Here is a 26,657-nt window from a genome sequence, read left to right as displayed (position 1 = left end):
CGTTCGAGACATCAGCGGTTGTGAAGTCGAGCCTGCGGACGACGGGAAATCGGCCGACACGCCGACGGGTGTGGGCACCTAATCGCTATACGTAGCGCAGGCTTGCGGGAAAACCGGCCCGTTCTATACGGATTGCGCTTGAAAACAGGCCCTGCGGCGTTAGTCGGCGCGTCCATGCGCCTTCCCTTGCGGGCCTGCCTTCGGCGGTTTCAATTCGCTCCCGGCGAATGGGTGCTCGTCGCTTGTTTGGAATGACCAAACTTCACTTCTCGCGCCTTGCCTGGCCTGTTTTCAGGCGGCAACTTGGCGACGGGAATAGATCAGTGTTTCCCTAAAGACCCCACAGCAACAGGATGAGCAGGCCGATCAGCACGAGGGCAGACGCGAGCGCGTAGCGTCGGGTGATCGTCTTCGCCTGTTCCCTCGACATCGGATTCGCGGGCACGACCTCGCTGGATTCACCTGAGCGGGTCGCCTGCCTGCGTCGTGTGACCTTGATCAGCAGAAGACAACCGACCGCTGCCAGTGCGCCGAGCACTGGCAGCGCGATTAGCCACATGCTTTGTTGCATAACGGCGAATCAGCCTCCGCCGATGACTCCGCAGGCGACGCGGGCACCACCGCCACCGAGTTTCTTCGGCGTATCGGAGAAGTTGTCACCACCGATGTGAATCATCAGCGCGCGATTCTGGATGTCTTCCATCTGCAGGCGTGGCGCCAGGACCGGGTGGGTGGCCGTGCCATCCGCGGCGACGTATAGGCCGGGCAGGTCACCCATGTGACCGTCGCCCCAGGGCGTATCGTGCGCGCCGCTATTTTCGGGGTCGTAGTGACTGCCGGCGCTGGCCGCGGCTGTCATCTCGCCGTTTTTCGCGGCGGGGGAGCAGCTGGCGTTTTCATGCACATGAAAGCCGTGCAGACCCGGTTCCAGCCCGCTGAGGTCGGGGCTGAATACCAGACCGTGCTCGGTGTTCTTGAAGCTGACGGTGCCGACTGCTTCGCCGACGCCATCGCTGCTCACGGCGTTCAATGTCACCGAACTGGCGGCGCCAGCCGAGCCGGCGCAGGCGGCCAGGGCGGTACAGAGGGATAAGAGGGAAATCGAACGTTTCATCAGCAGGCCTCCTTGCAAATCAATCGTGAACCAGCGTCGTTGCCGGTGTTGAGTCGACCATAAAGGCTTTCGACCGTTCCGTCAGGATTCGCGCAGCATGGACTGGATCGACGAGAAATCGAGCCGGCCGTTCCCGGCCTGACGGTGCAGCGCGTAGAGCGAGCGGGCGAGTGCGCCCATGGGCGTGCTGGCGCCTTCAGCTTGAGCTGCGGCCAGGGCCAGGCCCAGGTCCTTGTGCATGAGATCGACCATGAAGCCGCCCTGATACTCCTTGGAGGCCGGCGCGTTCTCCATGACGCCGGGCCAGGGGTTGTAGACCTCCAGCGACCAGTTGCGCCCGGAACTGGCGAGCATGATCTCGGACAAGACGGCCGGGTCGACGCCGTGGGCATCACCCAACGCAAGGGCTTCTGCCGTGCCGATCATATGCACGGCCAGCAGCATGTTGTTGCAGATCTTGGCGACCTGACCGGCGCCCGAATCGCCGGCACGCAGTACGTTCTTGCCCATGGCTTCGAGCACCGGTCGGGCGGCGTCGATGTCGGCCTCGCGACCGCCACAGATGAAGGTCAGCGTGCCGGCAGTGGCCGCGGCCACGCCACCGGACACCGGCGCATCGATCATCCGAATGCCGAGGGCGTCGGCAGCGGCCCACACCGTTCTTGCCGACTCGGCGGCGATGGTGGAGCTGTCGATCACCAGCGTGGTGTTCGGCAGGCTCGCCAGCAGCCCGTCGTCACCGAGGTAGACCGCTTCGACAATGGCGCCCGACGGCAGCATGGAGAACACGATGTCGGCGCCGCCGGCCGCTTCCGCAGCCGAGGTAGCCACTGTGCAGCCCGCCTGTTTCGCGACGGCGCAGGCAGCCTCGGACAAGTCGAAGGCCCGAACGCTGTGGCCGGCACTGACGAGGTTGGCCGCCATGGGACCACCCATGTTGCCGAGGCCGATGAATGCGATGCTGCTCATGCTGTCTCCTGCTTGTTTTGTTGTCGTGCCGGTCGGAGTTGGCGCTATCAGCCGAGTTGGGATAACGGAGCTTCGCCGGACCAGGGCGCGGTGAAATGCCGTTCGATGTCAGCCTCGCTCACCGCGGCCACGCTACCGTGCGACCAAGATGGCGAACCGTCCTTGTCGATTAGCAGGGCGCGCACGCCTTCGCGAAAGTCTGGCTGCATGGAGCAGCGGGACGACATCACCAATTCCATCCGGAACACGTCCGCCAGGCTCAGGTGACGGCTGCGGCGGATCTGCTCGGCGACCAGATGTGCGGTCATCGGGCAGCCCTTGGCGAGTGAGCCGACCGCACGGGACAGCCATTTGTCGTCGGTGTCGACCGCGAGAATTGCGTCGACCACGTCGGCCACCCGGGCGTGGTCGGTGAGGGTCCGAATCTGATCCAGATGCGGTGCGATCTGGCTGCCCGGCCGCTGGCCGGCCGCGCGGTCTTCGAAGTCGCGCAGCACGTTGCGAATGCATTCTTCGGCGTCGGTGGCGAGGGGCGCCGAGGCGAGCGCGTTGATGAGCGCGTCGCGCTCCGACGCGCCGACCATGCGGTCGGCCAGGCCGGTGGTGATCGCATCGGTGGCGTTGATCTGTGCGCCGGTCAGGCCGAGGAACAGGCCCAGTCCATTTGGCATGCGATTGAGAAACCAGGACCCGCCGACATCGGGGTAAAGCCCGATTGTGATCTCGGGCATCGCCAGCCGAGAGGTCTCGGTAACCAGGCGATGCGCGGCACCACACATGAGACCCATGCCACCGCCCATGACGATGCCGCTGCCCCAGACAATGACCGGCTTGGGATAGCTGTGGAGGGTGAAATCCAGCCGGTACTCTTCGGTGAAGAAAGTCTCGCAGCCAGGAACGCGTTCGCCGACGGGATGGGCGGTCATCGCCTCGTACATCGCGCGGATGTCGCCACCGGCGCAGAACGCCTTGTCACCGGATCCGTCCAGCCAGACCGCGGCAACGCTGTCGTCGGTGGTCCAGGCATCCAGCTGCTGCTGCATCGCTCGGGCCATGGGCAGGCTCAGCGAATTCAGCGCCTTGGGCGCGTTCAGCGTTATGCGGCCCAGGCCGCCGTGTTGTTCGACGAGGATGGGTTGGTCGGACATCAGTGCAAAGCCTGTTCGGTTAGCTGTTGGTCCACTCGGGCGGACGTTTTTCCAGAAACGCGGTCACGCCTTCCATCTGGTCGTCGGTATTGAACAACTCGACGAATTCCTCGCGCTCCATCGCCAGTGCGGTTTGTAGCGGCTGGCGTTCGGCGGCGTGGATCAGGCGCTTGCAGGAGACGACGCTGGCCGGCGATTGCGCCTGGACCTTGGCCGCCAGTTCCATCGCCACGGTAAGGGATTCACCGGAATCGACGACTTCCTCCACCAGGCCGATGTCCAGCGCGGTGTCGGCATCGATACGTTCGCCGCAGAGAATCATCCGCTTGGCCCAGCCTTCGCCGACCAGCCAGGGCAGGCGCTGGGTGCCGCCCGCGCAGGGCAGCAGGCCGACCGCGGCTTCCGGTAAGGCCATCTGCGCGTGAGACTCCGCGATGCGCATGTCACAGGCCAGCGCGGCTTCCAGGCCGCCGCCCATGGCGTAACCGTTGATGGCAGCGATGGTGACCAGATCACATTCCGCCAGTGCTTCAAAGGCGAAGCCGAAGGCGCGCGCCATTTCGCTGGCAACGGCGACATCGCCCTCGGCGAAGGTCGTGAGTTCGGCGCCCGCCGAGAAGAATTTTTCGCCCGCACCGGTGATGACCAGGGCACGAATCGATGCGTCCGTTTCCAGGTCGGCGATGATGTCGGGCAGAGCGTTCAACGACTCCAGCGTCCAGGTATTGGCCTTGGGGTTGTTGATCGTCAGCGTGGCGACAGGACCATCGATCGAAACCAGCAGTTGGTCGGTCATCTCAGCATCTCCAGCGCATGTTCCAGCATGAGCCTGCGCCCCAGGATGACGCGCATGATCTCGTTCGTGCCTTCGAGTATCTGATGGACACGGGTGTCACGCACCATACGCTCCAGCGGGTACTCGCGGATATAGCCGTAGCCCCCGTGCAGCTGCAGGGCATCGTTGCAAATGTCGAAGCAGGCATCGGTCGCAAAGCGCTTGGCCATCGCGCAATACGCCGTGGCCTCGGGGTGTTCGGAGTCGAGCTTGCTCGCGGCCAGGCGGATCATCTGGCGGGCGGCGACGAGGTTGGTTTGCATGTCCGCCAGCTTGAATTGGGTGGCCTGAAAATCAGCAATCGCCTGGCCGAACTGCTTGCGGCCCTTCACGTAGTCCACGCTGGCATTGAGCGCGGCCTGGGCGGTACCGATGGAGCAGGTCGCCACGTTCAGGCGGCCGCCGTCCAGACCTTTCATCGCGAACTTGAAGCCCGCGCCCTCGTCGCCGACCAGACAATCGGCCGGGACCCGGCAGTTGTCGAACGAGATGGTCCGCGTGGGCTGCGAGTTCCAGCCCATCTTGCTTTCTTTCTTGCCGTAACTGATGCCGTCGAGGTCCGCCGGGACCGCAAAGCAGGAAATGCCTTTCGGGCCATCGGCTCCGGTTCGGGCCATCAGGACCAGGACCTGAGTAGAGCCGGCGCCGGAGATAAAGCATTTGGACCCGTTGACAACGTAGTGGTCGCCGTCACGGCGCGCCGTGGCTTTCAGGTTCGCCGCATCGGAGCCGTTGCCCGGCTCGGTCAGACAATATGACGCGAGGTATTCGCCGCTGACCATCTTGTGCACGAAGCGCTCGTGGATCGAGGCATCGCCGAACTGGCCAAGCATCCACGTACACATGTTGTGGATGGTCATGTACGCGGTCGTGGATGTGCATCCCTGCGCCAGTTCTTCGACGATGAGCACCGAGTCCAACCGGGACAGTCCCAGGCCTCCGGCGGCCTCCGGTGTGTACAAGCCCAGAAAGCCCAGCTCCGCGGCCTGTTGGATCACATCGACGGGAAAATGGCAGCGCTCATCCCACTCGGCCGCATGGGGCGCCAGCGCCTTGCCGGAAAAGTCGCGGGCGGCATCGACCAGCGCTTGCTGGTCTTCGTTGAGATCAAAGTTCATTCGATATCCGGCGAGCCGGTGTTGATCAGGCGAGTGTAACGCTGGACTTGCTCGCCGATCACGAAGTCCACCGGGCCGGCCCATTGCTCCAGGCCGTCGGGTGTCCAACCGGATACCGCGTACTCGACGGTCACGGTCGACCTTCCGTCCGATGCTGCCTCGAACATCCAGCTTTGGGAGCCAGCGACGCCCAGCTGCTGCAAGGGCCCAAGCCCGCCGCTGGCGCGCAGCAGGCTGCCGGGTCTGGCCGCTGTGATCTGCATATGCTGCACGCTATGCGTCTGACCGCCCACCGACCAGATCTCGCACCAGCAGCCGCCGGCTTGGGCGTCGATGCGCAGATTCCCTGCATCGCCCGACCAGCTGTGCTCCGGATTCCACCAACGATGGATTTCGGTCATGGTGCGGTAGGCCGCAGCGGACGGCAGGTCAACGGTGGTGGTGTGGCGGACCAGGAAGCCACGGGCATCGGAGGCCAGCACCTCTGCCTGCGACTGCAGGGATAGACACGAGGCCACAACACCGGTCGCCAGCAGGATGAGTCGGGTCATGCTTGCTCTGGTGTCCGACTGTGGGCAGGTAGCAACCGACGTAGCAGCAGCGTCAGTGCCGCCGGTGTGCCGGCCAGGTAGACCGCGCCGAGACCGTGGACAAGCCACTGCCCGGCGGGCATTGGGTTGGTCAGTGCTTCGTCCCGCCGGACGAATACGTCCACGATCAGGCGGATCGCCGCGGGTAGGGACAGGATAATCGCGAACGCCACGGTTCGATGCGCAATGAGTAGCACCAGTGCGATCGCAATCGGCAGCGCGGCGATGGTGATTGCCAGCAGGTGTAAGACGCTCATGTGAGCGTAGACCTGCCACGCCTCCGACCACCCCTGATAATTTGGGGTGGTAGAGGCGGCTACCCAACCGATCGATTGAACGACCAGGCAGTAGTAAGCGAGTGCCAATACCGCGAGGATGAGGCTGCGTATGGCCCAGTGATCCCCCGCCCAGCGCATCACTGCAAGTTGATTGACATGTTCGGGCCACTCGACGGCATGCCGGATTCAGGCCAGCGCGATGTGACCGTCTTGGTCTCGGTGAAGAACCGAATCGCCTGCTTGCCATAGGCGTGCTGGTCGCCGAAGAAGCTGCGACGCCAGCCGGTGAAGCTGAAGAAGGGCAACGGGACCGGAATCGGGATATTGATCCCCACCTGGCCAACCTTGACCTCGGCGACGAATTTGCGGGCCGCCGCACCTGAGCTGGTGAACAGGGAGGTGCCGTTGCCGTAGGGGTTGTCGGCGATCAGGTCCAGTGCTTCGTCCAGGTCGGCGGCTTCCATGATGCAGAGCACCGGGCCGAAGATCTCTTCCTGGTAGATGCTCATCTCGGCTTTGACGCCGGAGAACACGGTCGGGCCGACCCAGTTGCCGTCGGGGTAGCCTTCGACGACACAGCCGCGGCCATCCAGCTCCAGCGTGGCGCCTTCGTCCACGCCTTGCTGTATCAGGCTTTCCACACGCGCCTTGGCGGCAGGGGAGATCAGCGGCCCGTAGGCTGAGTCCGGCTGGTCCCAATGGCCGGGATGCACCTTGGACAGCGCGTCGCGAATCTCGCCAATCCACTCGCGGGTGTCACCCACCAGCACCGCGACGGAAATCGCCATGCAGCGCTGACCGGCCGCGCCCACCGAGGCGCCCACGAGGTTGTTGATCACTTGCTGTTTGTCGGCATCGGGCATGACCACCATGTGGTTCTTGGCGCCGGCGAAGCATTGCGCACGCTTCAGGTTCTGCGTGGCGGTGCGGTATACGTGCTCGGCCACGGGCACGGACCCCACGAAAGACACGGTGGCAATGCCTTCGTGTTCCATCAGGTACTGCACCTGTTCCTTGCCGCCATGGATGACTTGCAGCAAGGCAGGGGGGAAACCCGCCTCGACGAAAAGTTCGGCGAGCCGGTTCGGTGTCATCGGGTCCTGCTCGCTGGGCTTGAGAATGCAGGCGTTGCCGCTGGCGATCGCAGTGGGGAAGAACCACAGCGGGATCATCGCCGGAAAGTTGAACGGCGTGATCGCGAGCGAGACGCCCAGTGGCTGGATGTGCGAATGCGTGTCGACGCCGGTGGCGACGTTGTCCACGGTCTCACCCATCAACAGCGATGGGATGTTGCACATCTGCTCGACGACTTCGATGCCGCGCCAGACATCGCCTTTGGCGTCTTCGAAATTCTTGCCGGTTTCCAGGGCTAGCAGCTCACCGAGTTCATCGTGATGATCCTTGAGCAGCTGCTGATAGCGCATGAACAGGCGGGCGCGCTTGGACGGCGGCGTGAGCTTCCACTGCTCGAAGGCGTCTTGCGCACTGGCGATGGCCCGCTCCATTTCGTCGACCGTCGCCGCCGGCGCCTCCACCAGCACGGCCTGCGTGGCTGGATTGGTCACGGGAATGCTCTGGTCGCTCGCGCTCTGCACGAACCGACCCTCAAGGAAGAGGGGGAGCCGATCGCTCATGGTGTCTCCTGATTTTATTGCGCCCAGTCGGGCCGGATCTCATCTGCACCATAATAAGTGGAAAGCCCTGCCGGACACACGCCGGGTCAGATTCACTGCGCGTGGGTGCAACTGGCATTGCGCCTTGGCTTATGTGCATCCCGCTGGCTGCTGGGCAAGCTCTTGACGCGGTAGGGTGTGCACTGCCAACGCCGCGCCGCGGGTGGGGCGATCAGAACAAGCGCGACCAACGCGCCCAGATTTCGGGAGACACCATGATCGGCATCGCCGGCATTCTGCTTTCACTCGTCCTGCTGATGTGGCTGGCTTACCGCGGCGTATCGGTCATCATTCTCGCGCCCGTGTTGGCGATGTTCGCCTGCCTGCTCAATGGCGGAGTTCCGTTGCTCGGCACCTATACGCAGGTCTTCATGACCGCGATGGGTGGATTTGCGGTCAAGTACTTTCCGATTTTTCTGCTCGGCGCACTGTTCGGAAAATTGATGGAGGATTCGGGCTGCGCGCGGTCCATCGCGCGGACCTTCGTCCACCGATTGGGGGCCAGGCATGGGATCGCCGCGATCGTGCTGGCCTGCGGGGTGCTCGAATACGGCGGGGTGTCCGCATTTGTCGTGGCATTTTCGGTGTACCCGCTGGCCGCGGCATTGTTTCGCGAGCTGGATATCCCCAAACGCCTGATCGGCGGCACCATCGCCTTGGGGGCATTCACCTTTGCGATGACCTGTCTGCCCGGCACGGCGCAAATCCACAATCTGATTCCGATGCCGTACTTCGAGACCACGGCGTTCGCCGCGCCGGTGCTCGGGATCGTCGGCGGCCTGGGCATGTTCGGCGGTGGCGTGTGGTGGTTGAACCGGCGGATGCGTGCCGCCCGGGCGGTCGGTGAGGGCTATGGCGCGGGGCATCACAACGAGCCGACCGAGTTCGACGGGGCCACGCCCAGCTTCTGGGTTGCGCTGCTGCCGATCGTGCTGGTGATCGGCGTGAACTACGCCCTCGTGGAGTGGGTGATCCCAAGCTGGGATACCGCGTTTCTGGCCGAAGATCGTTTCGGCAACACCGGCATCGGCAGGCTGCGTGGCCTGTGGGCGATGATCGTGGCCTTGCTGGTGGCGAATCTGACGGTGATCCTGATTCACTACCGCAGCTGGGACCAGCTCAACCGGTCGATGACCGCGGCGGCCAATGGATCGTTATTGCCGACCTTCAACACGGCCTCTGAGGTCGGTTATGGCACCACAATCGCCAGTCTGTCCGCCTTCGTGCTGGTCAAGAACGCGGTCATCAATGTGTCGCCGGGCAACCCGCTGATCTCCGAGATGGTCGCTATCAACGTGCTGGCTGGAATCACCGGCTCGGCCTCAGGCGGATTGTCGATCGCGCTGGCGGCGCTGGGCGATACCTACAACCAGCTCGCCGTTGATCTGGGCGTCTCCAAGGAGCTCATGCATCGCGTCGCATCAATGGCCTGCGGCGGTTTCGACACCTTGCCGCACAACGGGGCCGTGATCACGCTGCTGACGATTTGTGGACTCAGCCACAAGCAGGCCTACAAGGACATTGCGATGGTGTCGATGGTGATCCCGTTCGTGGTCACCCTGGGCTGCGTCTTGGTGCTGAGCGTCGTCACCTGAATACGAAGAAGCCCGGAACCAGCCGGGCTTCTTCATGCCGAGAATCTAGTCCTCGAAATCGTCGAAGTCGAAATCCTCACGCGGCGGACTGCCGTCGTACACCTGCGATCGGCGCCGTTGCAGATAGGCGTCGCGGATGAAGACATAGGGGTCGTACTGGTTCCGCACCAGCCGGTCGGCATTGAGCAGCATGGCTCGCGTGTTGACGATGTCCAGCGCTGACAGACCCAGCACGACATCGCCGTCACTGACGTAATACGTCGGATTGAAGGGGATCGCCACGATCCGACCCGTGAGGTCGCGGTTCGTGCTCGGACCGAGAAACGGGAGCATCAAATACCAGCCGTTTCCGACGCCCCATTTGCCGAAAGTCTGTCCAAAATCCTCGTCATGCCGGTTCAGACCCAGCGGCGTTGCGGGATCGAACAGCCCTCCGATGCCCAGCGTGCTGTTGACCAGAAACCGGCCCATGTCGCTGAATCCGTCCGCCGGTTTGCCCTGCAGAAACTGATTGACGATGGTCAGCGGGTAGGTCAGGTTGCCGAAAAAGTTCGTGACACCGGTGCGCACGAAGCCCGGTGTGACCGCCACATATCCTTTGGCGACCGGTTTCAGCACGTACGTGTCTGCCGTGTCGTTGAACTTGTAGATACCCCGGTTGACCGGCTCCAGCGGGTCGAGCGGGTCGTAGGTCGGTGAATGTGCACAACCGGCCGCGAACAGGACAGTCAGACACAAAGCCATCAAGCGCATGGCAACTCCCTTGCGTGTTTGTTCCCCGGTCTGAACGTCAGCTCAGGGCGGTACTTTCGGATTCAAGTCGCTGGATCAGCGCATCCAGGCCGCTGCGGCGGATTTCGGCAGCGAATTGCCCCCGGTAGTTTGTCACCAGACTAATGCCGTCCACCGTCACGTCGTAGACCTTCCAGGTCCCGTCGGTCATGTGCATGGCGTAGCTGATCGGGATCGGATCACTACCCGACGGCACGATCTCCGATTTGATGGTCACGTCGGTGGCCTCGGCCGGCACGTCGGCATCTTCCCAACGGACCTTTTCGTTGCTGTAGTCGAGCAACGCGTCGCCGTAGAAGCCGACCAGTTGTGAGCGGAAGGCTTGCTGGAAGCGCGTGCGTTGCTCCGGCGTTGCCTTGCGCCAATAGCGGGCGAGCACCAGCTTGGACACGTAGTCGAAATCGAAATGCGGCAGCACGATGCGATCGACCACTTCGTAGAGCTGATCAGGGTTCTGCTTGAACTGTTCCTGATTCGCCTTGAGTTCTTCCAGCAGCGTGTTGGCGGTGTTCTTGGCCAACACGTCGGGTGGCGTGACATCGGCGGCCGTTGCGATAGAGACCGTCAGCAGCGTCGCTGCCACGGCGGTCCAGAGTGATTTCATGGGTCGTGCTCCTGGGTGATGCCCGCGTTCGCGTTTCGAATGAATGCGTGACGACGGATGTGATGCTCTAACAGACCATTCGCCAGCCTGGGTGTTCCCACCCTGGCGAATGTCGGTGAAGGCAGGGATGTGCTGGATTATGTCCAAAATTCGGGAGCACTCCAATTCGTGGCCCATTGCACGTCCAGCCGTGCGCTCAGCGCGGGCAGCAGCTGCCGGGCCATGTCCGGCAGCGTGGCGGCTCCACCCAGTGTCGATGACTGGGTCATCACCAGGCCCTGGTAACCACAGGGATTGATGCGCGTGAATGGTTCCAGGTCCATTGCGACGTTGATCGCGAGGCCGTGATAGCTGCGGAACCGCTCCACCCTCAGGCCCAGCGAGGCGAGCTTGGCATCGCCCACGTACACGCCGGGGGCGCCATCGTGTCGCTGGGCGGTAATGCCGTCGGTGGCCAGCGCATCAATCACCGCGCCCTCCAGGCCGTCCACCAGCGTGCGAACCCCGAGGTTGTGACGACGCAGATCCACGAGGGTGTACACCATCAACTGCCCGGGGCCGTGGTAGGTCGCCTGGCCGCCTCGATTGGAGTGCACGACCGGGATGTCTCCCGGATTCAGCAAATGCGCGGCGTCGCCGACACGCCCCTGGGTAAACACGGGTTCGTGCTCCAGCAGCCAGATCTCGTCATCGGTTCCGGCATGCCGCTCTGCCGTGAACGCGCGCATCTGCTGGTAGATCGGCTCGTAGGGCTGGCGTCCCAGCCAGCGAACCCGGATACCGCGGCTCACAGCGACATGACGACGCGTGGATCGGCGGTGAGCGCCTCGTAGACGGCGTCCAACTGGTCCTTGCTGGTCGCCTCGAATGTGATGGTGACCGCCAGATAGCGATTCCCACGGCTCATGCGGGTATCGACCTGATCATTGTCGATGGTTCCGATGATCGGCGTTAGCAGTTCGCGCAAGTGAGTCGCGAATCCCGCCGTGTTGTTGCCAAAGGCTTTCAGAGGGTATTCGCAGGGAAACTCGAGCAACGTGTCGGACGAAGTCTTTTGTGCCATGGCGGAAGTCTCGAAGTAAAAGTTGGTCAGAGCCAGCCGGTGTGTTCGCGAATCCAACGCGAAAAACCGTCTTGCACATCGCACCAGACCGGACCGGGGCGGGCGGAACCGATGCGTTGACCGTCAATCGATGTCACAGGCAGCAGCTCGCGCGTGGAGGAGCTCAGCCAGACCTCGTCGGCGCAGACCAGCTGTTCGAGCGGAACCGGCTGTTCAATGCAGCGTCGGCCGATGCTGTCGAGGTACTCGATCAGTGCCGCCCGTGTCACGCCGGGTAGCAGCCGGGCGTCCAGCGGCGGCGTGGTCAGCTCCTCGCCGTGCAGCGCGAATACGTTGGTTGCGGCACCTTCGGTGACCTGGTTGTCGCGGTGGAAAATTGCCTCAAACGCCCCGGCAGCCGCCGCGTCACGCCGGGCCAGCACGTTCGGCAGCAACCCGGTTGCCTTGATGTCGCAGCGGTGCCAGCGCGGATCGTCGCGCAGGACCGCATGCACGCCATCGTCGGCTGCACCGGGTGATGTGGCGTACAGCGGGCCGGTGAAGGCGACGACGGTGGCCACGGTGGGCTCATCGCGCCAGTGTTCACGCCAGGCGGGGGCGCCACGCGTGACTTGCAGATAAACCGACAGATCGCCGCCATTGTTGGCATCGGTCAGGTCCCGGATCAGCGTTGACCACTGCCGGTCACTGTATGGATTGTCGATCGCGATTTCGGCCAAGCTGCGATCCAGCCGCGCCAGGTGTTCGCGAAGGCGAAACGCCGCGCCCTGATACACCGGGATGACCTCGTAAACCGCATCGGCGAACAGGAAACCGCGGTCGAATACGGACACCGTCGCCTCGCTTCGCGGCACCAGATGGCCGTTGACGTGGACGGTGGGCTCTGCCGCGGAGGCGGCGACGGCGGTCACCGCGCGATCAGCAGCCGGATTTCGTCCACTAGCTGTCGCCACAGCCCACCCTTGGGCACGTCGCGCAGGGCAACCAGCGGCTCACTGGTGACGCGCTCGCCGTCCAGCGCGACATGCAGCTCACCCAACACGGTGCCGCCCTGGATGGGCGCCACGAGCTGGTTCGCGACATCGGGTTCCACGGTGATGTCACCGATGCGTCCACGTGGCACGGTGACGTACAGGTCACGTTCGGCGCCCAGGTCCAGCGCATCGAAGGCCCCTTTCCACGGACGCACCGTCGTGATCGGCTCGCCGGCCTCGTAGAGTCGCCGTGTATCGAAGAAGCGGAAACCATAGTTGAGCAGCGACTGACTGGCGCTGGCGCGGGCATTCTCGCTACCCGTGCCGAGAACTACGGACATCAGCCGCATGCCATCGCGCTCGGCCGAGGAGACCAGGCAATAGCCAGCGGATTCGGTGTGGCCCGTCTTGAGGCCGTCCACGGATTCGTCCCGCCACAGCAGCTTGTTGCGGTTGTACTGCTTGATGCTGTTGTACTCGAAGACCTTTTCCGAATAAAGCGAGTAATGGTCGGGAAATTCGCGGATCAATGCCGTCGCCAGGGTCGCGATGTCGCGGGCGGTGACGTAGTGCTCGGGATCGGGCCAACCGGTGGCGTTGACGAAATGCGAGCCGGTCATGCCCAGGTCGCGGGCGTAGCTGTTCATCCACTCGGCGAATGCGCTCTCGCTGCCGGCGATGTGTTCTGCCAGTGCCACGCTGGCGTCGTTACCCGATTGGATAATGACGCCGCGCAGCAGGTCTTCCACGGTGACCGCGGAGCCGACTTCCACAAACATGCGGGAGCCGCCGGTACGCCAGGCGTTTTCACTGATCGTGACTTCCTCCTCCTTGGAGAGGTTGCCCTTCTGGATTTCCGAAAAGGCGATGTAGGAGGTCATCAGCTTGGTGATGCTGGCGGGTTCGACACGCATGTCCGGGTCGCGAGCGGCCAGCTCCTGGCCGCTGTGGAAGTCGACCAGCAGGAAGCTCGTGGCGTCGAAGTTGGGCGGCTCCGGCGTCGGCATGGCCGCCAAGACCACAGGGCTGTGAACCAGGGCGATGAAGCCGGCGACGACGGTGGCGAGCAAGAATCGGGTCATGGGGCGTGTGGTGTTCTCTAGCGTTGTGAGGCAGGTGAGGGGGTGTGAGTGTCCCGGATGACAAAGGTTTCGTAACCACGGCTGGCGAGCACATTGCGCGCGGCGCTGCGGTCGCTTTCATTCACGAAAGGCCCTGCGAGCACGCGATGCACCATCTGCCCGCGAACGTTTGCGGTGCGGACATGCACCTGCGGGAAACCTTCGTTGCGGAGCCGCTTGGCCATCCGTTCGGCATTGCCGAGATCGCCAAAGGCGCCGACCTGCAGGTAGCTCAGTTCGCCGGGCTGGATCGGATTGATCGGTTCCGGGCGCGGTGTCGGTGGCGGTGCCGCCGCGGTCGGTGTGGCTGGCAACGGACGTGCTGGCTCCATAGGCTCGAGATCCACGGCCTGCGTGCCGGCGTTGGGCGTGATCGCCTCGACCTCGACCTGTCCGGAGCCCTGCTGGTCCAGTCCCAGCCGCACGGCAGCAACCCAGGACAAGTCGATTATACGCGCCGAGTGGAACGGGCCGCGGTCGTTGACGCGAACAATGATCTCGCGGTTGTTCTCGAGGTTGCGCACGCGCACGTAGCTGGGGATCGGCAGGGTGCGATGCGCTGCCGTCATCTTGTACATGTCGAAGGGCTCGCCGCTGGATGTGCGGCGACCATGAAACTTGGAGCCGTACCACGACGCGCCTCCTGTTTCGCGGTAGCCCTGCGCGGTGTCGCTGACGTAATACCGTTTGCCCGCGACGACATAGCTCTCCGGATTCCCGTATTTGCTACGCGGTTCGTACTTCGGCACCGCCTCCGGCACGTTCCAGGGGTTGACCTCGGGGCTGGTCGGCGGTCCATCGGACGGCGTGATCGTCTTGCCGCCAAAGCAGCCGCCGAGCAACAGGGCAGCCAATACGGCCAGGGCGGCTGGCGCGTTGCGGACAACCGCCGCCTTACTGTGGTGCTTCATTGTTCGCGATGGCCTCGCTGAGTTCGAACACGGACATGGCGTAGAACGTCCGCGGGTTGTAAGACATCAGAGCGTAGAAATTCTGCAAGCCAATCCAGTAGCCCATTTGCCCTGGGGCGACTTCCAGAGCGATGACCCCGGCCGGGGTGTCGTCCGCCAGCGGAATGCTCGGGCGGATGCCGGCTGCCGCCAGCTCGCCAATGGTTGACGACGGATACTTGGTGTTGGTCTTGACCGAATCGGGGATCGAGCCGGTCATGCGAGCGGCGACCACCACAGCCTCGCCGCGTTTCCAGCCCTTGCCGGCACCACGGTAGTTGACGAGATAATTCGCCGTGCTGCCGATCGCGTCGTCGACGGTCCACAAATCGACCTCGCCGCTGTCATCGAAGTCCACCGCCAGCTTGCGATAGTTGCTCGGCATGAACTGCGACAAACCCATCGCGCCGGCATAGGAGCCCTTGGGTTCCAGCGGATCGAACCCGAGTTCGCGACAGAGCACGAAATACTCGACGAGTTCGTTGAAGAAGAACCGCGTGCGTGTGGGGTGATCGAAACCCTGCGTGGCCAGCGAATCGAGAATGCGGTGCGGGCCGGTGTAGCTGCCGTACTTGGTCTCCGCGCCAATGATCGCGGCGACCACGGGTCCCGGCACGCCCCAGCGCTTTTCAGCTGCGGCAAACGTGGCCTGATGTTGCTCGACGAAGGCCTGACCGTTTTCGATGTTCTTCGGATTGACGTGAATCGGCCGGTAGTCGTACCAAGTCCAGGTCCGCTCTGGCGCCGTGCGTTCCCGCTGGATGAGCTTGTCCACCCGTTGGGCTTCGATCAGCGCCGCGCGGGTGGCCTTGAGCGCTTCGCTGTCAAAGGCGTAGTCGCTGCGCAGCGTTTCCAGCAGGTCTCCGGCCTTGGGATGCGCCGAATAATCGGCAAGGGCGGATCCGCAAATGAGGCCCAGGGCCACACAAAGTCCGTATCTGATCATGAGTGTCCGATTTCCGGGGTTCCGTCCGTCCCCTAACTCGACAAGAGGCGACGATGTGTATGGATCGACATCAACACCCCCATCCCAGCGAGCAAGCTTACCATTGAGGTTCCGCCCCAGCTGATCAGGGGTAGCGGCACGCCTACGACGGGCAACAGCCCGATCACCATGCCGATGTTGACGAACACGTAAAAGAAAAACACCAGGCTCAGGCTGCCGGCCAGCAGGCGCTGGAACGAATCCTGGCCCTTCACTGAAATGAACAGGCCGCGACCGACGATGGCGAGATAGAGCACCAGCAGCAGGAGCACGCCGAGTAGGCCGACTTCTTCGGCGTACACCGCGAAGATGAAATCGGTGGCCGATTCCGGAAGAAAATCCAGCTGCGCCTGCGTGCCATTGAGCCAGCCTTTGCCAAACAGGCCGCCTGAGCCGATGGCGACCTTGGACTGGGTGATGTGGTAGCCGGCACCGCCGGGATCACGTGCCGGATTCAGAAAGGTCAGCACGCGTTCGCGTTGGTAGCCGTGCATTTGCGACCACAGCAGCGGAAGCGCGGCCGCTCCGGCAAGCACCAGGCCGCCGATAAAACGCCAGCGCAGGCCCGCCATGTAGAGTACGAAGCCGCCACTGATCGCGATCATCAGCGCCGTCCCGAGATCCGGCTGCTGCATGATCAGTGCCGCAGGCACGACGATCAGCGTTGAGCCCGCGGCGATGGTTCGCAGTTTTGGGGGCAGCGTGCGCGCGTGCATGAAACCGGCCAGCACCATCGGGACGGCGAGCTTCATCAGCTCGGACGGTTGGAAGCGAATCACGCCCAGGTCCAGCCAGCGTTGCGCACCCTTGGCGGTATCACCCAGCAGCAGCACCAGCACCAGCAGAATCAGCCCGAACGCGTAAAGCCACGGCGCGAAGGCGCGAAACGTGTCCGGGTTGACCTGCGCGAGCGCCAGCATGACCACAAGGCCCAGGGTGATGCGTTTGAGCTGGCTGGACACCGCAGCACTGCTCTCGCCGCTGGCGCTGTAGAGCACGAACAGACCGAGGGCCAGCACCATGATGATCAGGCCCAGCAACATCGCGTCGATGTGCCAGTTGAGCAACCAGCGCTGAAACCCGGATTGATCGGGGCGGTTCTGACTCACGGCGTCGGCTCCAGCCGGGCATCCATGACTGCTCGCGCGATTGGACCGGCGATGCGTCCCCCGCTACCCGCATGTTCGGCAATGACCGCGACGGCTATTGTCGGGGCATCGGAGGGTGCGTAGGCGACGAACAAGGCGTGGTCGCGCAGCTCGCGTGGCACGTCGAGCAAATCGGGCGCTTCGTCGTCCTCCTGCGACAAGCCTGTGACCTGCGCGGTGCCGGATTTGCCTGCGATGCGGTAGCTGGCGTCAGCGCCGGATCGGGTGGCCGTGCCCTGCGCAGTGTGCATGACGGCTTCCATGGACTCCGCGATACGGTCCCAGTAATGGGGATCATTCAAGTGCACCGGCGCGACCGGTGTTGGCTCGAACTCGATCACATCCTCGGACCCGGGGAGCTGCTTGGCGGCCAGGATACGGGGCCGGTATCCACGGCCGCGAACGGCGACCATGGCGGTCATATGCGCGAGTTGCAGTGGCGTGGTGGTCATGAAGCCCTGACCGATGCCGACGTTCAGTGTCTCACCCGGGTACCAGGTTTCGTTCCGTGTCGCGCGCTTCCAGTCGCGCGAAGGCAATAGTCCCGGCTTTTCACCGGGCAGGTCGACACCCAGCGCCTGGCCCAGGCCGAAGCCGCTGAGAAAGTCGTGGATGGTGTCGATGCCGATGTCCAGTGCCAACTGGTAGAAATACACATCGCAGGATTGTGCGATGGCGTCGTGCATGTCGACGAGACCGTGACCGCGGCGCTTCCAGTCGCGGTACCGGCGCTCGTTGTCAGGCAGCATGAAAAAGCCGATACACATTTCGCGATGCCGTGGGGTGACCACACCGGCCTGCAGACCGGCCAGCGCCATCACTGGCTTGACGGTGGAGCCCGGCGGGTATTGTCCTTGCAGCGCCCGGTTGAACAATGGCCGACCCGGGTCAGCATTCAGGCCCGCGTAGGTGACGTAGTCGATGCCGTCGACGAACAGATGTGGATCGAAGGACGGCTGGCTCACGAGGGCGAGGATGTCGCCATTGTTAGGGTCGACGGCCACAACCGCGCCGTCATGCTGCCCCAGGGCCGTGACCGCGGCTTCCTGGATTTTGGCATCCAGCGTGAGGAATAGATTCTCGCCGGCCGTGGGGCCTTGGTATTGCAGATCGCGCAGGGTTCGGCCCTGGGCGTTGGCCTCGATGATCTTGCTCCCGGGGTCGCCGTGCAGCAGCGATTCGTGCGCTGCCTCCACGCCGACCTTGCCGATGCGCTGCGTACCGCGATACCGCCGTGGGTCGAGCGCCGCCACATCGGTTTCGGACAGTGAGCCCACGTAGCCGACGGCGTGGGCTGCCAGCCGGCCCAGCGGGTAGCGCCGGGTCAGCGCTGCGTGAATCTCCACGCCCTCGAAGTCCTGACGATTCACTTCGAAGGTGGCGACCTCTTGCGGCGTCAGCCGCGTACGCAGTGGAATACTTCGGAACCCTGGTTCCTGGTCTACGCGGCGATAAAAGCGTTCGCGATCCCGATCGGGGATGTCGATCAGTTCCGCCAGCGCGGTCACGGTGCCCTCGACGTCTTCGACCTGCTCCGGAACGATCTCCAGTTGATACGTGGGGAGATTCTCCGCCAGCACGATGCCGTTGCGGTCATAGACCAGGCCTCGTGCCGGGGCGATGATGCGCACGCGCATGCGGTTGTCGTCCGACCGCGTCGCGTAGACATCGTGGTCGACAACCTGCAACTGCAGCAGACGGCCGACCAGCACCAATGTCAGCGCGACCACGCCCAGGCCGGCGATCACGGCGCGGAAAAGCGTGAGCTGGCGTTCTGCCAGCGGATTCTTCAGTGACTTGATTTCAGCCAAGGTTCAGGGATGCGCAGGCGAGGCGTTGGCTCGGGCAGGCGATTGGTTCGCAAGCGAGTAGGGTGAAACGGTCGGCCAGGAGAGGCGACACGGGGCTCGACTCTACCTGGGTTCGGTGTCGGTCGTCAGGTGTCTTCGGCGGGCGGTCTGGCCCAGCTCATGACGGAACACAGTACCGGCCATGCAACGGCTGTGGTCAGCACCGGGGCGAAGCGGAGTAGCGCATCGGCGTTTCGGTGCGTCACGCCGTCGATCCAGAACATCAAAAACGCATACAGGCCCCAGATGGGCAGCAGGGCGAGACTCTGTTGCCAGGCAGGCCAGAAGCGGACGATCAGCGCCATGCGGGCGACGAGATAACCCGACACCGTGAGCGCGAAGGCGTGGGCGCCCAGCAGGGTGCCGGTGAGCACGTCGACGACCAGGCCGAGCAATGCGGCCATGGTCAGCCCGAACTTGTCCGGCACCATCAGCAACCAATAGAAGACGATCATCGGCACCATGGCCGGGCGCAACAGCGCCAGGGGGTCGGGCAACATGACTTTCGATAGCACCAGCGCGAGCAGCACGCTGATCAGAATCGGCAGTGCGCTGGGTCGACGGTCTTCGTTCACTGCAGATCGGAGGTGGCGAAGCTCGGCAATCCGGCTTCGCGCCGTTGATCCAGCTGTTCGGCCACGTTGGTGACCGGCGGTGCGCCGTCCTTCCAGACCAGCAGCAGTTCACGTCCCTGATTCAGGCGTGCCGCCGGGCGGGCCGATACATCCAGAAAGTGTTCGCCGGGTTGATGCTGTACGTCGTAAACCACCCCAACAGGATAGCCCGCGGGGTAGCGGCCGCCCAGGCCGGAACTGACCAGCAAATCTCCAACCTGTACATCGGCATTGCTGGGCAGGAATGGCAGTGCCAGACCCCGGCTGTCGCCGGCGCCATGCGCCACGGTCTGCAGGCCGGTGCGGTTCACCTCGACAGGAATGCCGTGGTTGGGATCGGTGACCAGGATCGCGGTGGAGTTCATCGGGGTGACTTCGACTACCTGGCCCATGACGCCGTGTGCGTCGATGAGCGGTTGGCCCTTGTAGACGCCTTCCATGCCGCCCTTGTTGAGCGTCACGTAATGGCGATAGGGGTCCATGCTGGACGACACGATCTCGCCGATCAGCACTTGCTCGTGCAGACGCTTGGAGGACAGCAGCAAAGCGCGGATTCGGGCGTTCTCAGCGGCCAGGCCGTCCAGCTTCTGCAGGCGCGCCTGCAAATGCAGTTGTTGTTCTCGCAAGTCGGAGTTCTGGGCCAGCAAGGATTCGCGTGAGGCGAAATGGCTCGCGACCTCGCTTGCCTGATTCGGCAAGCTGGACATCCATTGCACCGGCACGGCAGCGACGGCGATAAACGAGCGAACAGGATTGAGCGTATCGGTGCGATCGTCGGCAAACATCAGGCCGACAGACAGCAGGGCAAGCAGAACCGCCTTCAGGCCCAGGGAAGGCCCGCGCGGAAACAGCGGCCGGATTGAATCTTGATGTAGGTCGTCCACCCCAAATCGCCCGTCCAAGTCCGAACACTCAGGATGAGTGCGACTTGGCTCACAAGTGTAGACAAGTTTCTGACGTAATGACAACGCCGCTGGCGCGGAAAATTTCCCACGTTCAGCGGCTTACGTCCGAATGCTGCAGGAAAGAGGCAAGAACTGCGCCTCATGGCCTGTCAGTCCAGGGTATAAACCTCGCCCTGGCGGTCGATCATTTCCAACAGCATGCCGCCGCCACGGGCGACACAGGTCAGTGGATCGTCGGCGATGATGACCGGCAGTCCGGTCTCCTCGGAGATCAGCTTGTCCAGGTCGCGCAGCAGGGCGCCACCGCCGGTTAGCACGATGCCGCGGTCGGCGACATCCGAACCCAGTTCCGGCGGCGTGGACTCCAGCGCGGTCTTCACCGCGCCAACGATGCCGTAAAGCGGTTCCTGCAGGGCATCGAGGATCTCGTTGGAGTTCAGCGTGAAGCTGCGCGGCACCCCGGCTGACAGGTGACGACCGACGACATCGATTTCCTGAACCTCGTGGCCCGGGAACGCGGTGCCGATCTCGTGCTTGATCCGCTCGGCCGTGGCCTCGCCGATCAGCATGTTGTACTGCCGCCGCACGTAACTGACGATGGCCTCGTCGAAACGGTCGCCGCCGATACGCACGGATTCCGCGTAGACGATGCCGTTGAGCGAGATCACCGCGACCTCCGATGTGCCGCCGCCAATGTCCAGAACCATCGATCCGCGGGCTTCGCCGACCGGAATGCCGGCGCCGATGGCCGCGGCGACCGGTTCTTCCACCAGCATCACCTTGCGCGCGCCGGCGTTGGTGACCGACTCGCGGATCGCGCGCCGCTCGACCTGCGTCGACCCGTAGGGCACGCAGACGATCACACGGGTGATCGGGCGGAACATGCGCCGCTTGTGCACCTTGCGGATGAAGTGCTGAAGCATCTTCTCCGTCACCATGAAGTCGGCGATCACGCCATCCTTCAGGGGACGAATCGTGTTGATGTTGGAGGGCGTGCGTCCGAGCATGCGCTTGGCATCGATACCCACGGCCTCGATGCGCTTGGCACCGCGCGCATCGGTACGGATCGCAACAACGGAAGGCTCGTTCAGGACAATGCCCTGGTCGCGCACATAAACAAGGGTGTTTGCAGTACCCAGGTCGATCGACAGGTCGTTGACAAACAACCCGCGGATGTTGTCCAGCATTAGTTGAAGAACCGGCAGTGGTGAGGCGGGCGGGTTGGGGAACGAATCGTTGTATCCCGCAATGAAGGCGCGAAATCTACCAACGGGCGGGGTTTTGGGCAAGCAGGCCCTATGCTAAGTTTCTCGCCCGTTTCGCGGTTTCCTGCCGCGTTATCACTGCGTCGACACGCCTTTTTAGGCCAAATTCATGAGTCTTAGCAAAGATCAGCTGCGCACGGTTGCGCATCTGGCGCGTCTGGAATTGGACGAAGCCGATGTGGAACTGTATTCCGGCAACCTGAATGACATCCTCTCGATGGTGGATCAGCTCAATCAGGCGGACACCACCGATGTTGCTCCGATGGCGCATCCGCTGGACATGGTGCAGCGCCTGCGCCGGGATTTCGTCACCGAGACCGATCAGCGCGAGTTGTTCCAAGCGAACGCGCCGGCCACAGAGCGTGGGCTTTACCGCGTGCCCCGCGTCATCGAGTAAGCAAGAGTCGCTTCAATGAGCTTTCATACCCTGACCGTGGCCGGGCTGGCCGATGGCCTGGCCTCGGGCCAGTTCACCAGCCGTGAGCTGACACAGTATTTTCTTGACCGCATTGCGCAGCATGATCCCGCGCTGAACAGTTACATCACCGTCACCGCCGAGCAGGCGCTGGATGCAGCCGATGCGGCGGACCAGCGCCGCGCCGCGGGCGAGGCCGGGGCCCTGACCGGGGTGCCGATGGCCCACAAGGACATCTTCTGCACCCAGGGCGTGCGAACCACCTGTGGCTCGAAGATGCTGGGCAATTTCGTCGCGCCCTACAGCGCCACGGTCGTGCGACAGCTGGCGGAGGCGGGTGTCGTCATGCTGGGCAAGACGAACATGGATGAATTTGCCATGGGCTCGTCGAACGAGACCAGCTATTTCGGCCCGGTAAAGAACCCCTGGGGTGTCGATGCCGGCCTCGTGCCGGGTGGCTCTTCCGGTGGTTCGGTGGCAGCGGTGGCCGGCGGTTTAGCTCCGTTCGCAACCGGCACCGACACCGGCGGCTCGATTCGCCAGCCCGCCGCGCTGACCACTCTCACCGGCCTCAAGCCCACCTATGGCCGCTGCTCGCGCTACGGCATGATCGCCTTTGCCTCCAGTCTCGATCAGGCGGGGCCGATCACGCGTACGGCGGAAGATGCAGCCATCGTCCTGCAAGCAATGGCGGGCTTTGATCCAGCCGATTCCACCTCGGTGAACGTGTCGGTGCCGGATTACCGCGCCGGGCTCGATGCGCCGCTGGCCGGTCGCAAGCTGGGGTTGCCCAAGGAATTTCTCGCCGAGGGCCTGGATGACGGCGCCCGCGCCGCGCTGGAATCCGCGCTGGATGTCTATCGCCAACAGGGCGCCGAGATTGTCGAGGTCTCCCTGCCGAACATGCATTTGTCGGTGCCGACCTACTACGTGGTGGCGCCGGCCGAGGCCAGCTCCAATCTCGCGCGCTACGACGGGGTGCGCTATGGACATCGCGCCGAAGGCGTGGAGTCGCTGGAGTCGCTTTACAAGCGCTCGCGCGGTGAAGGCTTCGGACGGGAGGTGCAGCGCCGCATCATGGTCGGCACCTATGTGCTGTCGGCTGGTTATTACGATGCCTACTACCTCAAGGCGCAGCAGGTTCGCCAATTGATCGCGGACGATTTCGCCCGTGCCTTCGAAGAGGTTGATGCCATCATCGGCCCGACCACGCAGGGTCCGGCCTTCGCGCTGGGCGAGAAGACGGACGATCCGGTTGCCATGTATCTGAACGACATCTACACGATCGCGGCCAACCTCGCCGGCCTGCCGGCGCTGTCCATGCCGGCCGGGCTGGTCGACGGCAAGCCGGTCGGCGTGCAGCTCGTCGGCGAGGCGGTCGACGAGACCGGCCGTCTGAGCCTGGCGCACCAGTTCCAGAGCCTGACCGATCACCACGTTGCGCGTCCGGAGGGCTTCTGAACATGGAATGGGAAGTCGTCATCGGGCTGGAAGTCCACGTCCAGCTCCAGACCCAGAGCAAGATTTTCTCCGGCGCCGCCACCGCCTACGGGGCCGACCCGAACACCCAGGCCTGCGCCGTGGATCTCGGCCTGCCCGGCGTGTTGCCGGTGCTGAACGAAGAAGCCGTGCGCATGGCGGTGAAGTTCGGTCTGGCCGTCGGGGCCGAGATCGCGCCGCGCTGCGTGTTCGCCCGCAAGCATTACTTCTATCCCGATCTGCCCAAGGGCTATCAGATCAGTCAGTACGAGCTGCCGATCGTCGCTGGCGGCACCATGGATATCGAGGTGGATGGCCAGACCAAGACCATCGGCATCACCCGCGCGCATCTGGAAGAGGATGCCGGCAAGTCCATGCACGAAGGCTTTGGCACGGGCTCGGGCATTGACCTCAACCGCGCCGGTACGCCGCTGATCGAGATTGTCTCGGAGCCGGATATCCGTTCGGCCGCGGAGGCCGTGGCCTATCTCAAGAAGCTGCATTCGCTGGTCCGCTACCTGGAGATCTGCGACGGCAACATGCAGGAAGGCTCGTTCCGCTGCGATGCCAACGTATCGATCCGGCGCAAGGGCACGGAGAAGTTCGGCACCCGCACCGAAACCAAGAACCTGAATTCATTCCGCTTCGTCGAAAAGGCGATCAACTACGAGATCGAGCGCCAGATCGACGTTATCGAATCCGGTGGCGAGATCGTGCAGGAAACCCGCCTGTTCAATACGCAGAGTGGCGAGACCCGGGCGATGCGATCCAAGGAAGAGGCAAACGATTACCGCTACTTCCCCGACCCGGACCTGCTGCCTGTGGTCACGACGGAATCGGACATCCTGGGCATCCGCACGACCATGCCGGAGTTGCCGGACGCCAAGCGCGCCCGTTTTGTCGAGCAGTACGACCTGTCGGACTACGACGCCGGTGTGTTGACATCCAGCCGGGAGCTGGCCGACTACTACGAAAAGGTCGTGGAATACACCGGAACCACGAGTGCCAAGCTCAGCGCCAACTGGGTAATGGGTGACCTCGCCGCATCGCTGAACGCCGAGAATCTGGACATCGCCGATTCCAGGGTCGATGCCAAGACGCTGGCCGGGCTGGTCAATCGCATCGCCGATGACACCATCTCCGGCAAGATCGCCAAGGACGTGTTCATCGCCATGTGGAATGGCGAAGGCGACGCCGATGCGATCATCGACGCCAAGGGTCTCAAGCAGATCACCGATCCGGATGCTCTGGGCAAGATCCTCGACGAGGTGATCGCCGGTAACCCCACGCAGCTGGAGCAGTATCGCTCCGGCAAGGACAAGCTGTTTGGCTACTTTGTCGGTCAGGCGATGAAGGCGACCAAGGGCAAGGCAAACCCGGCCGAGGTGAATCGGCTGCTCAAAGAGAAGCTTCAGGGCTAAGTCGCCGACCCATGGGTGTACTTGTTCGTTTCGATTTCGCCGAGTTGCCGGTTCGCGGTGCCCTGGTCCGTCTGGATCAGGCCTGGCTGGACTGGTGGCAGCGCCTTGGGCTCGATGGTGTGGAACGCGCCATGCTGGGCGAGGCGACCGCCGCCTTGCCGCTGCTCGCGGCCAATCTGAAGTTTCGTGGTCGGATGAACCTGCAAATGCAGGGCGGGGCGCACCTGTCCTTGCTGGTCGCGCAAATCGATCATCAACTACAGCTCCGCTCCATGTTGCAGACCACCGAAGGTCCGGTGCCCGGAGCCTGGGCGCAGGCCGTGGCCGGCGCCCAGTGTGCGGTGCTGGTCGATCCCGAGTCCGGCATGGACCGTTACCAGGCGATCGTCGAGGCCGGGGGGGCGTCATTGGCGGCGGATATCGAAGGCTATTTCGCGCAGTCCGAGCAGCTGGCCACGCGCGTTTGGCTTGCCTCCGATGAGGCGGTGGCCACAGGGCTACTCGTTCAGCGATTACCGGGCGATAGCGACGACACCGATGGCTTCGAAACGGTTGCCATGCTGGCCGATACACTGGCTGACGGCGAGCTGCTTGCCACCGAGCCCGATGCCCTGTTGCACCGCCTGTTTTCCACCGTCGGATTGCGACAACACGACACCCGTGACGTGACGCTCACCTGTCGCTGCTCCCGGGAACGCATCGGCACCTTGCTGCTGTCATTGGGCGAGGAGGACGTCGAAGCCTTGCTCGCCGAACAGGGTCGGGTCGAGGCGGCCTGCGAATTCTGCGGGCGAGCCTATGTGTACGAAGCCGACGACGCCCGCGCGCTGTTTGTCGCCGCGCAGGCCGAGCCACCGTCGCAGACCAAACACTAGGGATCGTCCGGCCCGTTCCATCAGGCGGCAACGTGGTGGCGTGAATAGCTCAGTGTTTCCCGGGCTCTCAAAACTGTGCGAGGCTGATACCTCAATCAATATTGAGGGTCAGTGGTGGGCAAGCCATCCCGAGGTATCGACGTTCAGCAACCGCTGACGGTGGGCGAGGTCGCGCGTCGAAGCGGTGTCGCCGTGTCCACGCTGCATTTCTACGAGGCCCAGGGGCTGATCAGTGCCTGGCGGAATGCAGGCAATCAGCGCCGCTATGCCAGGGAAGTCCTGCGCCGTGTTGCGGTGATCAAGGTGGCGCAGCGTGCGGGCGTCCCACTCAAAGACATTCGCAGCGCGCTGGATACCCTGCCGGACAAGCGTACGCCGACTCGCCGGGACTGGGAGCGATTGTCGGCGCAGTGGCGCGCTGACCTGGATGCCCGGATTCGGAGTCTGGAGCAGCTCAGAGACGAGCTGGGCGATTGCATTGGTTGCGGGTGCTTGTCGATTGATCGGTGTCCGTTGCGGAATCCGGGGGATGCGTTGGGGGAGGAGGGCGCGGGGGCGCAGTTGTTGGCGCCTTAGGCGCATTGGTAACGGTGTGTCGTTACGTGACGAGCAGCGTGTTTCGGCCTGACGGCCGAGCCCCTTTTGCGCGCCCAAAAGGGGCGGAAAAGGGCGGATGCCACCGCTCAGGTCGGCCCGCCTACGGCGTGACGACTGCCCTGCGATGCTCGCCACCGTCGGGCGGGCCGAAACTCGCCCGCTACGCGGCCTCAAACAGCCGGCCCGCTTATTCCGCCGGCGTCTGCGCGTCTCGGCTGAGCAGAAGGCACGGAAAACCCGCTTTGCTTGAAGTGTGGGGTTTTAGGTCCCGCTTGAACG

General features: G+C 63.6%; 28 protein-coding genes. 6 read left to right on the top strand and 22 right to left on the bottom strand.

Features of this window, described 5'->3' with window-relative positions; all coding sequences use genetic code 11:
- Window positions 1-331: 331 nt before the first annotated feature.
- From ACE1EY_RS01510 to ACE1EY_RS01470, 9 genes are all read right to left on the bottom strand, one after another.
- On the bottom strand, window positions 332-571 hold the full coding sequence (locus ACE1EY_RS01510; protein ID WP_370299279.1) for a hypothetical protein: 240 nt from the start codon (window positions 569-571) through the stop codon (window positions 332-334).
- Between the two features lie 9 nt (window positions 572-580).
- Complete coding sequence (gene sodC, locus ACE1EY_RS01505) at window positions 581-1,114, bottom strand: superoxide dismutase [Cu-Zn] SodC (protein WP_291514921.1); 534 nt, start codon at window positions 1,112-1,114, stop codon at window positions 581-583.
- An 81-nt stretch (window positions 1,115-1,195) separates the two neighbouring features.
- Complete coding sequence (gene mmsB, locus ACE1EY_RS01500) at window positions 1,196-2,083, bottom strand: 3-hydroxyisobutyrate dehydrogenase (protein ID WP_291514920.1); 888 nt, start codon at window positions 2,081-2,083, stop codon at window positions 1,196-1,198.
- 47 nt (window positions 2,084-2,130) lie between these two features.
- The gene (locus ACE1EY_RS01495; RefSeq protein WP_291514919.1) at window positions 2,131-3,231 is read right to left on the bottom strand and encodes an enoyl-CoA hydratase/isomerase family protein; all 1,101 of its coding nucleotides are present in this window, start codon (window positions 3,229-3,231) and stop codon (window positions 2,131-2,133) included.
- A 19-nt stretch (window positions 3,232-3,250) separates the two neighbouring features.
- A complete protein-coding gene (locus ACE1EY_RS01490) occupies window positions 3,251-4,027 on the bottom strand; it encodes an enoyl-CoA hydratase (RefSeq protein WP_291514918.1) in 777 nt (258 codons plus the stop codon).
- On the bottom strand, window positions 4,024-5,184 hold the full coding sequence (locus tag ACE1EY_RS01485; protein ID WP_291514917.1) for an acyl-CoA dehydrogenase family protein: 1,161 nt from the start codon (window positions 5,182-5,184) through the stop codon (window positions 4,024-4,026). Before ACE1EY_RS01485 ends, ACE1EY_RS01490 begins: the two co-directional genes overlap by 4 nt.
- On the bottom strand, window positions 5,181-5,735 hold the full coding sequence (locus ACE1EY_RS01480; protein ID WP_370299278.1) for a hypothetical protein: 555 nt from the start codon (window positions 5,733-5,735) through the stop codon (window positions 5,181-5,183). Before ACE1EY_RS01480 ends, ACE1EY_RS01485 begins: the two co-directional genes overlap by 4 nt.
- Window positions 5,732-6,031: a hypothetical protein gene (locus ACE1EY_RS01475; RefSeq protein WP_370299277.1), complete on the bottom strand. Its 300-nt coding sequence runs from the start codon at window positions 6,029-6,031 to the stop codon at window positions 5,732-5,734. Before ACE1EY_RS01475 ends, ACE1EY_RS01480 begins: the two co-directional genes overlap by 4 nt.
- A gap of 158 nt (window positions 6,032-6,189) precedes the next feature.
- A complete protein-coding gene (locus ACE1EY_RS01470) occupies window positions 6,190-7,686 on the bottom strand; it encodes a CoA-acylating methylmalonate-semialdehyde dehydrogenase (RefSeq protein ID WP_291514914.1) in 1,497 nt (498 codons plus the stop codon).
- Between the two features lie 254 nt (window positions 7,687-7,940).
- Here ACE1EY_RS01470 and ACE1EY_RS01465 point away from each other — a divergent pair, with 254 nt between their 5' ends.
- A complete protein-coding gene (locus ACE1EY_RS01465; RefSeq protein WP_291514913.1) occupies window positions 7,941-9,320 on the top strand; it encodes a GntP family permease in 1,380 nt (459 codons plus the stop codon).
- A 45-nt stretch (window positions 9,321-9,365) separates the two neighbouring features.
- Here ACE1EY_RS01465 and ACE1EY_RS01460 read toward each other — a convergent pair whose 3' ends face one another.
- The 13 genes from ACE1EY_RS01460 to ACE1EY_RS01400 form a co-directional block, all read right to left on the bottom strand.
- The gene (locus tag ACE1EY_RS01460; RefSeq protein ID WP_291514912.1) at window positions 9,366-10,073 is read right to left on the bottom strand and encodes a VacJ family lipoprotein; all 708 of its coding nucleotides are present in this window, start codon (window positions 10,071-10,073) and stop codon (window positions 9,366-9,368) included.
- A 37-nt stretch (window positions 10,074-10,110) separates the two neighbouring features.
- A complete protein-coding gene (locus tag ACE1EY_RS01455) occupies window positions 10,111-10,716 on the bottom strand; it encodes an ABC transporter substrate-binding protein (RefSeq protein WP_291514911.1) in 606 nt (201 codons plus the stop codon).
- 137 nt (window positions 10,717-10,853) lie between these two features.
- Complete coding sequence (gene lipB, locus ACE1EY_RS01450; RefSeq protein WP_291514910.1) at window positions 10,854-11,507, bottom strand: lipoyl(octanoyl) transferase LipB; 654 nt, start codon at window positions 11,505-11,507, stop codon at window positions 10,854-10,856.
- Complete coding sequence (locus ACE1EY_RS01445) at window positions 11,504-11,779, bottom strand: DUF493 domain-containing protein (protein ID WP_291514909.1); 276 nt, start codon at window positions 11,777-11,779, stop codon at window positions 11,504-11,506. Before ACE1EY_RS01445 ends, lipB begins: the two co-directional genes overlap by 4 nt.
- Window positions 11,780-11,805: 26 nt before the next feature.
- Entirely contained in the window at window positions 11,806-12,690 is an 885-nt protein-coding gene (locus ACE1EY_RS01440) for an aminotransferase class IV (protein WP_291514908.1), read from the bottom strand.
- Window positions 12,687-13,835 carry a D-alanyl-D-alanine carboxypeptidase family protein gene (locus ACE1EY_RS01435; protein ID WP_291514907.1) on the bottom strand — a complete coding sequence of 383 codons (1,149 nt, stop codon included), beginning with the start codon at window positions 13,833-13,835 and terminating at the stop codon, window positions 12,687-12,689. The genes ACE1EY_RS01440 and ACE1EY_RS01435 overlap by 4 nt, the downstream gene beginning before the upstream one ends.
- A gap of 17 nt (window positions 13,836-13,852) precedes the next feature.
- Complete coding sequence (locus ACE1EY_RS01430) at window positions 13,853-14,785, bottom strand: septal ring lytic transglycosylase RlpA family protein (protein WP_370299276.1); 933 nt, start codon at window positions 14,783-14,785, stop codon at window positions 13,853-13,855.
- On the bottom strand, window positions 14,769-15,770 hold the full coding sequence (gene mltB, locus ACE1EY_RS01425) for a lytic murein transglycosylase B (protein ID WP_291514905.1): 1,002 nt from the start codon (window positions 15,768-15,770) through the stop codon (window positions 14,769-14,771). Before mltB ends, ACE1EY_RS01430 begins: the two co-directional genes overlap by 17 nt.
- Window positions 15,771-15,802: 32 nt before the next feature.
- Entirely contained in the window at window positions 15,803-16,852 is a 1,050-nt protein-coding gene (gene rodA, locus ACE1EY_RS01420; protein ID WP_370299280.1) for a rod shape-determining protein RodA, read from the bottom strand.
- A gap of 62 nt (window positions 16,853-16,914) precedes the next feature.
- The gene (gene mrdA, locus ACE1EY_RS01415; RefSeq protein WP_291514903.1) at window positions 16,915-18,768 is read right to left on the bottom strand and encodes a penicillin-binding protein 2; all 1,854 of its coding nucleotides are present in this window, start codon (window positions 18,766-18,768) and stop codon (window positions 16,915-16,917) included.
- A 125-nt stretch (window positions 18,769-18,893) separates the two neighbouring features.
- A complete protein-coding gene (gene mreD / locus ACE1EY_RS01410) occupies window positions 18,894-19,382 on the bottom strand; it encodes a rod shape-determining protein MreD (protein ID WP_291514902.1) in 489 nt (162 codons plus the stop codon).
- Window positions 19,379-20,305, bottom strand: a complete 927-nt coding sequence (gene mreC, locus ACE1EY_RS01405) for a rod shape-determining protein MreC (protein WP_291514901.1) — start codon at window positions 20,303-20,305, stop codon at window positions 19,379-19,381. Before mreC ends, mreD begins: the two co-directional genes overlap by 4 nt.
- A gap of 170 nt (window positions 20,306-20,475) precedes the next feature.
- Entirely contained in the window at window positions 20,476-21,513 is a 1,038-nt protein-coding gene (locus ACE1EY_RS01400; protein WP_291514900.1) for a rod shape-determining protein, read from the bottom strand.
- Between the two features lie 187 nt (window positions 21,514-21,700).
- Between ACE1EY_RS01400 and gatC the strand changes: the two genes are divergently transcribed.
- The 5 genes from gatC to soxR all read left to right on the top strand — a co-directional run bounded on the left by gatC (window position 21,701) and on the right by soxR (window position 26,357).
- Complete coding sequence (gene gatC / locus ACE1EY_RS01395) at window positions 21,701-21,988, top strand: Asp-tRNA(Asn)/Glu-tRNA(Gln) amidotransferase subunit GatC (protein WP_291514899.1); 288 nt, start codon at window positions 21,701-21,703, stop codon at window positions 21,986-21,988.
- A gap of 15 nt (window positions 21,989-22,003) precedes the next feature.
- On the top strand, window positions 22,004-23,467 hold the full coding sequence (gene gatA / locus ACE1EY_RS01390) for an Asp-tRNA(Asn)/Glu-tRNA(Gln) amidotransferase subunit GatA (protein ID WP_370299275.1): 1,464 nt from the start codon (window positions 22,004-22,006) through the stop codon (window positions 23,465-23,467).
- A gap of 2 nt (window positions 23,468-23,469) precedes the next feature.
- Entirely contained in the window at window positions 23,470-24,906 is a 1,437-nt protein-coding gene (gene gatB / locus ACE1EY_RS01385) for an Asp-tRNA(Asn)/Glu-tRNA(Gln) amidotransferase subunit GatB (protein ID WP_370299274.1), read from the top strand.
- Between the two features lie 11 nt (window positions 24,907-24,917).
- Window positions 24,918-25,781 (top strand): Hsp33 family molecular chaperone HslO, encoded by an 864-nt coding sequence (locus ACE1EY_RS01380; protein WP_370299273.1) that lies wholly within the window; start codon window positions 24,918-24,920, stop codon window positions 25,779-25,781.
- A 114-nt stretch (window positions 25,782-25,895) separates the two neighbouring features.
- On the top strand, window positions 25,896-26,357 hold the full coding sequence (gene soxR, locus ACE1EY_RS01375) for a redox-sensitive transcriptional activator SoxR (protein ID WP_370299272.1): 462 nt from the start codon (window positions 25,896-25,898) through the stop codon (window positions 26,355-26,357).
- Window positions 26,358-26,657 lie beyond the last annotated feature (300 nt).

The organism is Abyssibacter sp., from assembly GCF_964229365.1.
Lineage (GTDB): Bacteria > Pseudomonadota > Gammaproteobacteria > Nevskiales > OUC007 > Abyssibacter.
Note: the sequence above shows the minus strand (reverse complement) of the source record. Positions and strands in the feature narration are given on the sequence as shown.

What these genes read in the sequence shown, in the direction of transcription:
- ACE1EY_RS01510 (WP_370299279.1), bottom strand. Translation starts at nt 571, where the DNA reads ATGCAACAAAGCATGTGGCTAATCGCGCTGCCAGTGCTCGGCGCACTG.
- sodC (WP_291514921.1), bottom strand. Translation starts at nt 1,114, where the DNA reads ATGAAACGTTCGATTTCCCTCTTATCCCTCTGTACCGCCCTGGCCGCC.
- mmsB (WP_291514920.1), bottom strand. Translation starts at nt 2,083, where the DNA reads ATGAGCAGCATCGCATTCATCGGCCTCGGCAACATGGGTGGTCCCATG.
- ACE1EY_RS01495 (WP_291514919.1), bottom strand. Translation starts at nt 3,231, where the DNA reads ATGTCCGACCAACCCATCCTCGTCGAACAACACGGCGGCCTGGGCCGC.
- ACE1EY_RS01490 (WP_291514918.1), bottom strand. Translation starts at nt 4,027, where the DNA reads ATGACCGACCAACTGCTGGTTTCGATCGATGGTCCTGTCGCCACGCTG.
- ACE1EY_RS01485 (WP_291514917.1), bottom strand. Translation starts at nt 5,184, where the DNA reads ATGAACTTTGATCTCAACGAAGACCAGCAAGCGCTGGTCGATGCCGCC.
- ACE1EY_RS01480 (WP_370299278.1), bottom strand. Translation starts at nt 5,735, where the DNA reads ATGACCCGACTCATCCTGCTGGCGACCGGTGTTGTGGCCTCGTGTCTA.
- ACE1EY_RS01475 (WP_370299277.1), bottom strand. Translation starts at nt 6,031, where the DNA reads ATGAGCGTCTTACACCTGCTGGCAATCACCATCGCCGCGCTGCCGATT.
- ACE1EY_RS01470 (WP_291514914.1), bottom strand. Translation starts at nt 7,686, where the DNA reads ATGAGCGATCGGCTCCCCCTCTTCCTTGAGGGTCGGTTCGTGCAGAGC.
- ACE1EY_RS01465 (WP_291514913.1), top strand. Translation starts at nt 7,941, where the DNA reads ATGATCGGCATCGCCGGCATTCTGCTTTCACTCGTCCTGCTGATGTGG.
- ACE1EY_RS01460 (WP_291514912.1), bottom strand. Translation starts at nt 10,073, where the DNA reads ATGCGCTTGATGGCTTTGTGTCTGACTGTCCTGTTCGCGGCCGGTTGT.
- ACE1EY_RS01455 (WP_291514911.1), bottom strand. Translation starts at nt 10,716, where the DNA reads ATGAAATCACTCTGGACCGCCGTGGCAGCGACGCTGCTGACGGTCTCT.
- ACE1EY_RS01445 (WP_291514909.1), bottom strand. Translation starts at nt 11,779, where the DNA reads ATGGCACAAAAGACTTCGTCCGACACGTTGCTCGAGTTTCCCTGCGAA.
- ACE1EY_RS01435 (WP_291514907.1), bottom strand. Translation starts at nt 13,835, where the DNA reads ATGACCCGATTCTTGCTCGCCACCGTCGTCGCCGGCTTCATCGCCCTG.
- ACE1EY_RS01430 (WP_370299276.1), bottom strand. Translation starts at nt 14,785, where the DNA reads ATGAAGCACCACAGTAAGGCGGCGGTTGTCCGCAACGCGCCAGCCGCC.
- mltB (WP_291514905.1), bottom strand. Translation starts at nt 15,770, where the DNA reads ATGATCAGATACGGACTTTGTGTGGCCCTGGGCCTCATTTGCGGATCC.
- rodA (WP_370299280.1), bottom strand. Translation starts at nt 16,852, where the DNA reads ATGTTGCTGGGCCTGATCATCATGGTGCTGGCCCTCGGTCTGTTCGTG.
- ACE1EY_RS01400 (WP_291514900.1), bottom strand. Translation starts at nt 21,513, where the DNA reads ATGCTGGACAACATCCGCGGGTTGTTTGTCAACGACCTGTCGATCGAC.
- gatC (WP_291514899.1), top strand. Translation starts at nt 21,701, where the DNA reads ATGAGTCTTAGCAAAGATCAGCTGCGCACGGTTGCGCATCTGGCGCGT.
- gatA (WP_370299275.1), top strand. Translation starts at nt 22,004, where the DNA reads ATGAGCTTTCATACCCTGACCGTGGCCGGGCTGGCCGATGGCCTGGCC.
- gatB (WP_370299274.1), top strand. Translation starts at nt 23,470, where the DNA reads ATGGAATGGGAAGTCGTCATCGGGCTGGAAGTCCACGTCCAGCTCCAG.
- ACE1EY_RS01380 (WP_370299273.1), top strand. Translation starts at nt 24,918, where the DNA reads ATGGGTGTACTTGTTCGTTTCGATTTCGCCGAGTTGCCGGTTCGCGGT.